Source organism: Natrinema soli (assembly GCF_028618695.1).
Genome location: NZ_JAQIVI010000300.1, coordinates 1 through 8,982, shown reverse-complemented (window position 1 = coordinate 8,982; position 8,982 = coordinate 1). Strand labels below are relative to the sequence as shown.

6 protein-coding genes are annotated in these 8,982 nt (G+C 65.4%); 4 read left to right on the top strand and 2 right to left on the bottom strand.

All coding sequences use genetic code 11. The features are described from left to right. Nucleotides 1-981, bottom strand: a 981-nt coding sequence (locus tag PGX04_RS18360; protein ID WP_273739834.1) for an ATP-binding protein, incomplete at its 3' end; no start/stop codon positions are given. A 157-nt stretch (nt 982-1,138) separates the two neighbouring features. Between PGX04_RS18360 and PGX04_RS18355 the strand changes: the two genes are divergently transcribed. The 4 genes from PGX04_RS18355 to PGX04_RS18340 all read left to right on the top strand — a co-directional run bounded on the left by PGX04_RS18355 (nt 1,139) and on the right by PGX04_RS18340 (nt 8,345). After that, nucleotides 1,139-2,059 carry an MBL fold metallo-hydrolase gene (locus tag PGX04_RS18355; protein ID WP_273739833.1) on the top strand — a complete coding sequence of 307 codons (921 nt, stop codon included), beginning with the start codon at nt 1,139-1,141 and terminating at the stop codon, nt 2,057-2,059. 201 nt (nt 2,060-2,260) lie between these two features. After that, complete coding sequence (locus PGX04_RS18350) at nt 2,261-4,207, top strand: AMP-dependent synthetase/ligase (RefSeq protein WP_273739832.1); 1,947 nt, start codon at nt 2,261-2,263, stop codon at nt 4,205-4,207. A 190-nt stretch (nt 4,208-4,397) separates the two neighbouring features. Further along, nucleotides 4,398-6,287, top strand: a complete 1,890-nt coding sequence (locus PGX04_RS18345) for a cation:proton antiporter domain-containing protein (protein WP_273739835.1) — start codon at nt 4,398-4,400, stop codon at nt 6,285-6,287. Nucleotides 6,288-6,659: 372 nt separating this feature from the next. Next, the gene (locus PGX04_RS18340; protein ID WP_273739831.1) at nt 6,660-8,345 is read left to right on the top strand and encodes an aldehyde ferredoxin oxidoreductase family protein; all 1,686 of its coding nucleotides are present in this window, start codon (nt 6,660-6,662) and stop codon (nt 8,343-8,345) included. 21 nt (nt 8,346-8,366) lie between these two features. Here the strand turns inward: PGX04_RS18340 and PGX04_RS18335 are convergent. After that, nucleotides 8,367-8,982 (bottom strand): TraB/GumN family protein (locus PGX04_RS18335; RefSeq protein WP_273739830.1); only part of this gene is annotated, 616 nt, incomplete at its 5' end.

The following is an 8,982-nucleotide window of genomic DNA, read 5'->3' as shown; positions in this document are numbered from 1 at the left end:
GAACAGCGACTCCCGAGTCGCCTCGGGAATCCCCGGGCCGTTATCGGCGACCGTGACGGTCACGGTCTCGGGCGCCGCGTCGACGGTCACGCGAACGCGCGGCGCGTCGCCGTCGTTGTGTTCGATCGCGTTCTCGAGGAGGTTCGAAAAGATCCACTGCAGTCCCTGATTTCCCCTGACCGCGACCGCGTCGGGCAGCGTCGCCTCGAGCGCGGCGTCGTCGAACCGGGCGCGACACTCGGCCAGTTGCGCCTCGAGTAACGCGGTGAGGTCGACGGTGCCGGTTCCGGCTCCTCGGTTCGCGTCGAGCATCGCCCGCACGTCCTCGATGACGCCGACGAGGTCGTCGCTTTCGCCTTCGATCGTCTCGAGACGATCGCGGAGCCGTTCGTCCTCGTACTGCTCGCGTAACAGCGATGCGTGACCGCCGATGATCTGCGAGGAGTTCAGCACCTCGTGTCGGAGGAGGTCGTTCAGATACGTGAGGAGCGCCCGCTCGTCCTCGAGCTGTTCGGCACGGACGGTGGCCGCCGTCGCTTCGACCTCGCGCTGGATCGCTCTCGCTTCGACGTAGCCGACTGCGAATCCGGCGACGCCGCCCGCATTGACGGAGAACTGCGCCCAGCTGAGGTTCCCGGCGAGCGTCCAGGGAACGACGAGCATGGGCAGGAGATTAATCCCCAGAAAGCCGACTGCACCGCCGAGACACCACTTGCAAACGCGAGCGTACCGGTTCTTGTCGATGTCGCTTCGAGTGAGCAGATAGCCGCCCCAGACGAGACCGAGGGCCGGGCCACCCACGGTGATACAACTGAGCAGGATATCGGCGATCTCGAGTAGCCCCGCGAACGCGATCAACCAACCGACGAGGAACACGACCGAGAGCCCGCCGAATCCGCTGATGATCCAGGGGACCGAATTCTGCGTGAACCAGGGGACGACCGGGCCGACGCGAACCCGATCCGACGTATCGTGGCTCATCTCGTCGTCGGGAACCGTGACAGTTCGTGACCGATTCGGTTCATCTACCGTGTGCAAGAGGTCGGGGTGTAATGTCTGTAACGGCTCTCGAGCCGTCGCGTTCGCGTCGGCTGGCCGCGACGCGAGCTTTTATCCCGTGCGGTGACGGGCTATCGATATGGAAGTCGGAGACGTCCGCGAAGTCACGAGCGGAGACTGTTCGGATCTCTACTATCTCGACACGGGGATGTACGGCACGGACGAGTACGGGGCCGTCTACATCATCGACGACGACCGCCCCGCCGTCGTCGACACCGGTATCGGCACCAACTACGACCTGCTCCGCGAGGCCCTCGAGGACGTCGGTATCGCTCGGGACGACCTCGCGGTTATCGCGCTGACCCACATCCACCTCGATCACGCCGGCGGCGCGGGGTTTCTCGCGGCGGACTACCCGAACGCCGACGTCTACGTCCATCCGATCGGGACCGATCACCTGATCGATCCCTCCCGCCTGGTCGCCGGGACGAAAAACGCCGTCGGCGAGCAGTGGGCGCACTACGTTGAACCGGAGCCGATTCCGGCCGAACGGCTCGTCGAGATCGAGGGCGGCGACGTCATCGATCTCGGAACGCACGAACTGCGCGTTCACGCGGCACCCGGCCACGCGCCCCATCAGGTCGTCTTCGAGGATCCCGCGAACGATGCAGTCTTCGTCGCCGACGCCGCCGGCATCTGGGTCCCGAAGATCGAGGAGACCAGGGAAACGTCGCCGCCCTCGAACTTCGACCTCGAGCAGTGTCTCGCGGACGTCGAGACGCTGAAAGCGCTCGATCCGGACGTCTTCTGCTACCCCCACTTCGGGCCGCGATACGTCGGCGACGACGCCGATCGGGCCCTCGAGGAGTACGCGACCGTCCTCGAGGAGTGGGTCGACGCGGTCGCGGACAAACGTCGGGAACTCGCGGACGACGAGGCTGTCGTCGAGTACTTTGCGGACGCAACCGAGATGACCGACGTCTGGGGAGCGGAGAAATCGAGCGAGGAGGCGAAACTGAACACGCGCGGCGTGCTGGGCTACCTCGAGCACCGAGAGTGAGTTCGGGCTGACCGAAGCGCCGTCACGAGGACCCGGAACAGTCGCCCCGACGACAATCAACGTTCGGTTCTTTTCCGTTGAGATGCAGTTCTCGGGCGTCTTCGCGGTGTTTTCGGCGGATCGAACGGAAGCGATAAACCCGCCGGCAGATGAAACCCGTTTCATCACGTTTTATCGCACGGGAGCTACTCTCACGCGTATATGAACTGGCGGGACGCCGAACGAGAGTACGAGGACGAGGTCATTGGGGAGACGACGCTCGCCCGGATGTTCGAGGAATCGGCCGAACGAAATTCGAACCGGCCGGCGCAGCAGTACAAGGGTGGGATCTACGAGCGGTCGCTGACGGACTCGGTTCTGCCCGCCGCCACGCCCGGCAAGTTCCGGAGCATCTCCTACGCGGAGATGCGCGATATCGTCCGGACGCTTTCGGCCGGCTTCCGCGAGCTGGGGGTCGAAACGGGGGATCGGGTCGGTCTCTTTTCCAACACCCGAATGGAGTGGGCCCAGTGCGATTTCGCCCTGCTGGGTGCCGGCGCGGTCATCACCACCGTCTACACGAGTTCCTCGCCCGATCAGGTCGAGTACCTGCTCGACGACCCCGACGCCGACGGCGTCGTCGTCGAGAACGAGGCGTTGCTCGAGAACGTTCTCGCGGTCGAGGACGAACTCGACCTCGAGTTCATCGTCTCGATCGACGAGATCGACGGCTACGACGACCGCGAGGACATCGTCACCCTCGGCGACGTCTACGCCCGCGGCGAGGAGCGCTTCGACCTCGAGGCCTACGAGGCGCGAATCGAGGAGACGGAGTTGGACGACCTCGCGAGCCTGATCTACACCAGCGGGACGACGGGGCAGCCCAAGGGGGTTCAGTTGACTCACGAGAACTTCCGGTCGAACGTCAACGGTATCCGGAAGCGCTTCGCACCGCGCCCGGACAAGGGCGACGACGTCCCGACGTTGGACGAGGAGTCGCTGGCAATGTCGTACCTGCCGCTGGCGCACGTCTTCGAGCGGACGGCCGGTCACTTCGTCCTGTTCGCGAGCGGTGCCTGCGTCGCCTACGCCGAGAGTCCGGACACGCTGCAGGAGGACTTCAGTACCGTCAGCCCGTCGACGGCGACGAGCGTGCCCCGCGTCTACGAGAAGATTTACGACGGCATCCGCGAGCAGGCCAGCGAGTCGGGCGCGAAAGAGCGGATCTTCGAGTGGGCCACGGATGTCGGCGTCGAGTACCAGCAGGCCGACTCCCCGGGACCGATCCTGACGGCCAAACAGGCGCTGGCGGACAAACTCGTCTTCTCGACGGTTCGCGAGGCGCTGGGCGGCGAGATCGAACTGCTCATCAGCGGCGGCGGGAGCCTCTCGCCGGAGCTCTGCCGGCTCTACCACGCGATGGGACTCCCCATCTACGAGGGGTACGGCCTGACCGAGACCTCGCCGGTCGTCTCGACGAACCCGACGGACGCCGTGAAGATCGGCACGATCGGCGCACCGCTGGTCAACGTCGACGTGACCGTCGACGAGACCGTCGCCGACCAGGAAGCCTTCGCCGACGACCCCGGCGAGGTCGGTGAACTCCTCGTGAAGGGGCCGAGCGTCACACAGGGCTACTGGGACAAGCCCGGCGCGACGCAGGGTGCGTTCACGGAGGAGGGATGGTTCCGCACCGGCGACATTATCCACCTGCGGCCGGACGGCTACCTGGAGTTCCGCGACCGAATCAAACAGATCATCGTCCTCTCGACGGGGAAGAACGTCGCGCCCGGCCCGCTCGAGGACGCCTTCGCGGCGAGCGAGATCGTCGAGCAGGCGATGGTCGTCGGCGACGGCGAGAAGTTCATCGGCGCGTTGCTGGTCCCCAACACGGCGCACGTCCGCGAGTGGGCCGAGAAAGAGGGGATCGACCTGCCCGACGACCCCGAGGCGATGTGTGACGACGACCGCGTCCGTGCGTACGTTCAGGAGGAGGTCGACCGGGTCAACGAAGCCTTCGAGAAACACGAGACGATCAAGCGGTTCGAACTCGTCCCACAGGAGTTCACCGAGGAGAACGACATGCTCACCCCGACGATGAAGAAGAAGCGTCGGGTCATCCTCGAGCGGTTCGAGGACCGCGCGAATCGGATCTACGAGGACGACTGATCGTCTCCGGCGCGATGATGACCGGTCGTCGCCCCTTCGAGGGTCCAATCGGGGTCGACGTGGGTACTCGTCTCGACCACAGAACGGCTATTTCTCACAGGAGTTAACCGCCTGGACTGATTCTACCGAGACGAATGGACGGACCAGCGGTGGGAGGATGCCGACCGATCACGAGGCGGCAGCGACGACTATGAGCGGGGCAGAAGGGGGCGGCGAGCTACTCCTCTTGGTCGCCTCGATCGTCGGACTCGGCGTCTTTTCACAGCTCCTCTCGGCCCGATTTCGCGTTCCGAGCGTCCTCTTTCTCATCGCCTCCGGGGTCGCGATCGGACCGGAAGGGCTCGGCGTGTTGACCATCGACTCCTTCGGCGAGAGCGGCCTCTCGACGATCGTCGGGCTCTCGGTCGCCATCATCGTCTTCGAGGGGGCGTTCCACCTCAAGATCTCCAAGATTAAGGAAGCGCCAACGGCCGTGTTTCGGCTGACCACGATCGGCGCGGCGATCGCCTTTCTCGGGACCGCCGCCGCGGTCCACTTCTTCCTCGGGGCTAACTGGGACATCGCGCTGTTGATCGGCGCGCTGCTGATCGCGACCGGCCCGACGGTCGTCACGCCGATCCTGAAGGTCGTTCCCGTCCGAGACCGGGTCGCCGCGACCCTCGAGACGGAGGGAATCGTTAACGACGTGACGGCGGCGATCCTCGCGGTCGTGCTGTTCAAGGCGATGACCCTCGGTGAGGAGACGCTGACTCCAGATCTCTACCTCCAGTTGTTCGCCGAACGGCTCGGGACGGGGTTACTCGTCGGCGTCGTCATCGCGGCCGTCGTCTGGTCGGTCCTTCAGTACGTCGATCTCTCGCCCGACAACGCGCCGCAAAACGCTCGATTGCTCACGCTCGCGGGAGCGATCATCGCCTTCGGGGCGGCCGATTACGTCTTCTCGGAGGCGGGCGTGGCGGCCGCGGCCACGGCCGGATTGATCCTCGGGAACGCTGGCCTCCCCTACGAGGACGAAATCGAGGCGTTCAAAGGCGATATTACGTTGATCGTCCTCTCGTTCGTCTTCATCACGCTCGCGGCACTGCTCGAGTTCGATCAGCTGTTTGCCCTCGGGCTGGGCGGCGTGGCCGTCGTCGTGGCCGTGATGTTCGTCTTGCGACCGCTCCTAGTCTTTCTGACGACCCGAGGTGACCGGTTTACGTACCGAGAGACGCTGTTCATGAGCTTCGTCGGCCCGCGAGGCATCATCCCGGCGTCGGTCGCGACGCTGTTCGCCATTCGGTTGCAGACCGAGGCAGCGCCGACGAATCAGGCCGGTGCGGATCTCCTCGTCGGAACGGTTTTCCTCGTCATTCTCGTCTCGGTCGTCCTCGAGGGCGGCCTGGCTCGACAGATCGCGGAGAAACTCGACGTGATACCCATGCGTGTACTCATCATCGGCGGCGGCCGCGTCGGTCGATCGCTGGCAGAACGACTGGAAGCGCGCGGTGAAAACGTAGTCCTGATCGAGGAAGACCTCGCGGCCCTCGAGGACCTTCGCAACGACGGGTTCACCGCCCGTCAGGGCGACGGAACCGACGTCGAGGTGTTACGCGAGGCGGGCGCGGAGAACGCTCGGATCCTCGTCGCGGCGACCGGCGACGACGACGTGAACCTCCTCGTGGCACAGCTCGCGCAGTCGAACTTCGACGTCCAGACGGTGATCGCTCGGGCGAACAATCCGTCGAACGCGTCGGCATTCGAGGATCTCGGCGTCGAGACGATCTCGGCGGCCGAATCGACCGCGTGGGCGATCGACAACGTGATCGAACGCCCCGCGCTCTCGAACTGGATGTCGGAACTCGGTCGCTCCGGCGACGTCCAGGAGATCGAGATCACCGACGAGAACCTCGTCGGAAAGAAGGTCGTCGACGTCGGCAGCGAACTTCCGAACGGCGTCCTCATCGCGCTCGTGAGCCGGAACGGCACCAACGAAGTTCCGTCCGCCGACGTCGAACTGCAACGCGGTGACCACATCACGCTCATCGGCCGGACCGAGGCGGTTCGGGAGGCCATCGAGCAGTGCGGAACGCCGGTGTAGTCGCCGTCGCACTCCGTTACGCAGTCGACGCCGACGCGACGCTCGGCCCGCGGGGCTCGGCGAGCCGGTCGACCAGCCATCATTCGATGGACCTCCGTTCGTTCGTCCGATCTCCGTTCGTTCGTCCGACGTATCGACCGTCTCCTCGAGGGCTTCGAGTTGCTCGTAACTATCGTCGATGACCGTCTCCTCGAGCGGCTGATCCGGCCGCGACAGGCACGGCACCGATCACTACGAAGAGATACAGCCAGCCCACCGCCGCCGACACCGTCGCCGATCCGCCGATCGAATTCTGTCTGAACACTGTCAAACCGCCCGGAAACGCCCGAAAAACCGACACCGTTTTGCAGCCGTGTCCATCACTGTGGTACTATGAAACACGTACGAGGACCGCTGTGCTCGATCGATGTCGGCGAGCGAACGGCCGAGACCGAGGAGATCGACGACGTCCTCGAGTCGGCCATCGGCGGGCGTGCGCTCGGGACGAAACTCGCCCACGATCGGATCCCGTTCGACGCCGATCCGCTGGGGGCCGACAACCGACTGTACTTCGCGACGGGGCCGCTCCAGCACTCGACGATGAGCTTCACCGGACGGATGTCGGCGACCGGCGTCTCGCCGCTCACTGACGGATTGCTCTCCTCGAACGCCGGCGGCTTCCTCTCGCGAAACTTCACCGGGACGGGGTACAGCGCCGTCGAGATCACCGGTGCGAGCGACGACCTCGTGATCGTCCACGTCACCGACGACGGCGTCGAGTTCGAGGCGGTTCCGGAACTCGAGGAGGCGACCGTTCCCGAGACCTGCGAGTACATCGAGGACGAACACGGCCTCGGCTCGGAGCATACGACGGTCATCGGCCCCGCTGGCGAGAATCGGGTTCGCTTCGCCTCGATCATGACTTCCGAGGAGCGGGCCTTCGGCCGCGGCGGCCTCGGTGCCGTCCTCGGCGCGAAGAACGTCAAGGCGGTCACCTTCGACGGCGACTCGACCCGCGAGGTCGAGATCCCGCCGCTCCAGATGGAGATCCACGGCGAGGCCGCCCAGGCCGAGCACCCGATGAAAGATCAGGGGACCACCTCGGTCGCGGAGTACGCGAACATGGTCGAGGCCCTGCCGAGCTACTACTTCTCCGAACTCACCTTCGAAGGGATCGACGGGATCAGCGGCGACCGCGTCGAGGAGAAGAAGTACAAGAAGGGCACCTGCTCGTCGTGTGCTTTCGCGTGCAAACTGCCGACGCGAGACGAGGAGTCCGGCCTCGAGACCGAGGGCCCGGAGTACGAGACGCTGATGGCCTTCGGCTCGAACTCGGGCATCGACGACGTGGTCGACCTCATGAAGTCGAACAAGCTGTGCGACGTGTACGGGCTGGACACCATTTCGGCGGGCGACACCGTCGCGGCCTACCTCGCCAGCGAGGACGAGTTCGGCAACGCCGACCTCATCCACGACCTCGTCGAGAAAATCGCCCACCGCGAGGGCGTCGGCGACACGCTCGCGGAGGGCGTCGATCGGATTCACGACGACCTCGGCGTCGAGAACTGGTCGGTCAAGGGCATGGAGTTCGCCGCCCACGACGGCCGCACCCTGAACGGACAGGGGCTGGCCTTCGCCACGTCGAACCGCGGTGCCGACCACATGTACGCCGAGTTCTACCCCTACGAGTACCCGCTCGTCGACGCCGACGACGCCTTCGACAAGGAGGGTCTCGAGGAGAAACCGCCGAAACTCGTCGAACTCGAGAACATCAACGCGATCAAGGACAGCGCCGTCATCTGCAAGTTCTCGCGCGACTTCATGACCGACGATCGCTTCGAGACGCTGCTCGACGCCGACTACGAGGAACTGCTCGCACTCGGCGGCGAGATCGTCACGCTCGAGCGCCACTTCAACAACCAGCGCGGCTTCGACCGGGGCGACGACACCCTCCCCTACGAAATCCCGGACTTCGAGCAGGGGCTGGCCGAGTACTACGGCGAACGGGGCTGGAACGACGACGGGACGGTCCCCGACGCGACGTTCGAGGGCGGCCACGTCGCACCGGCTGACGACTGACCGGACCGCCCGGTCGCGTTCTCACCGAATCGGAATTCGCGTCACCGACCGAGCCGGCGTTCTGATCAGAACCGTCGCGGTCGACGCGCCGTCCGCGTTCGCCGACTCGAGTTCCTCGAGCCGTCGTTCGATACCGTTGTGGTGTCCCGCGCCGATAACCGCGACGACATCGTTTTCCTCCCGGCGGAGCGCGTGGAGCCGCTCCGCCATAGCGCGGTCGCGCCGGTCGATCAGCACGGCCGCGACCTCGGGGAGGAGCCGCCGCAGGTGGTCGATCGCCGGCTGGACGTCGTCGCCGCTCGTGATCTCCTCGAACGGCAGCGATAGCAGTTCCATCTGATCGGCGTACTCCCCGGGTCCCATCGACTGCATCCGGCGCATCGTTTTCGGGATCGTCAGCGGCCCGAGCCGACGGGAGAGGTCCTGCATGATTTCGTCGATCGGTTCGTCGATGAGCGCGATATCGGTGTCCCGCTCGGCGGCCGTCTCGATCGCCGCCTCCATGTCGGTGTATTCGGGATCGAGGCCGTACAACCGCACGACCGACCGCTGGAGCGCCCGCAGCGCGCTATAGGCGGCCGCGGTCGGCGGCGGCAGTTCGCGGGTCAGTTCGGCGAGATCCGGGCCGGTGTCGCCC

What these genes read in the sequence shown, in the direction of transcription:
- PGX04_RS18355 (WP_273739833.1), top strand. Translation starts at nt 1,139, where the DNA reads ATGGAAGTCGGAGACGTCCGCGAAGTCACGAGCGGAGACTGTTCGGAT.
- PGX04_RS18350 (WP_273739832.1), top strand. Translation starts at nt 2,261, where the DNA reads ATGAACTGGCGGGACGCCGAACGAGAGTACGAGGACGAGGTCATTGGG.
- PGX04_RS18345 (WP_273739835.1), top strand. Translation starts at nt 4,398, where the DNA reads ATGAGCGGGGCAGAAGGGGGCGGCGAGCTACTCCTCTTGGTCGCCTCG.
- PGX04_RS18340 (WP_273739831.1), top strand. Translation starts at nt 6,660, where the DNA reads ATGAAACACGTACGAGGACCGCTGTGCTCGATCGATGTCGGCGAGCGA.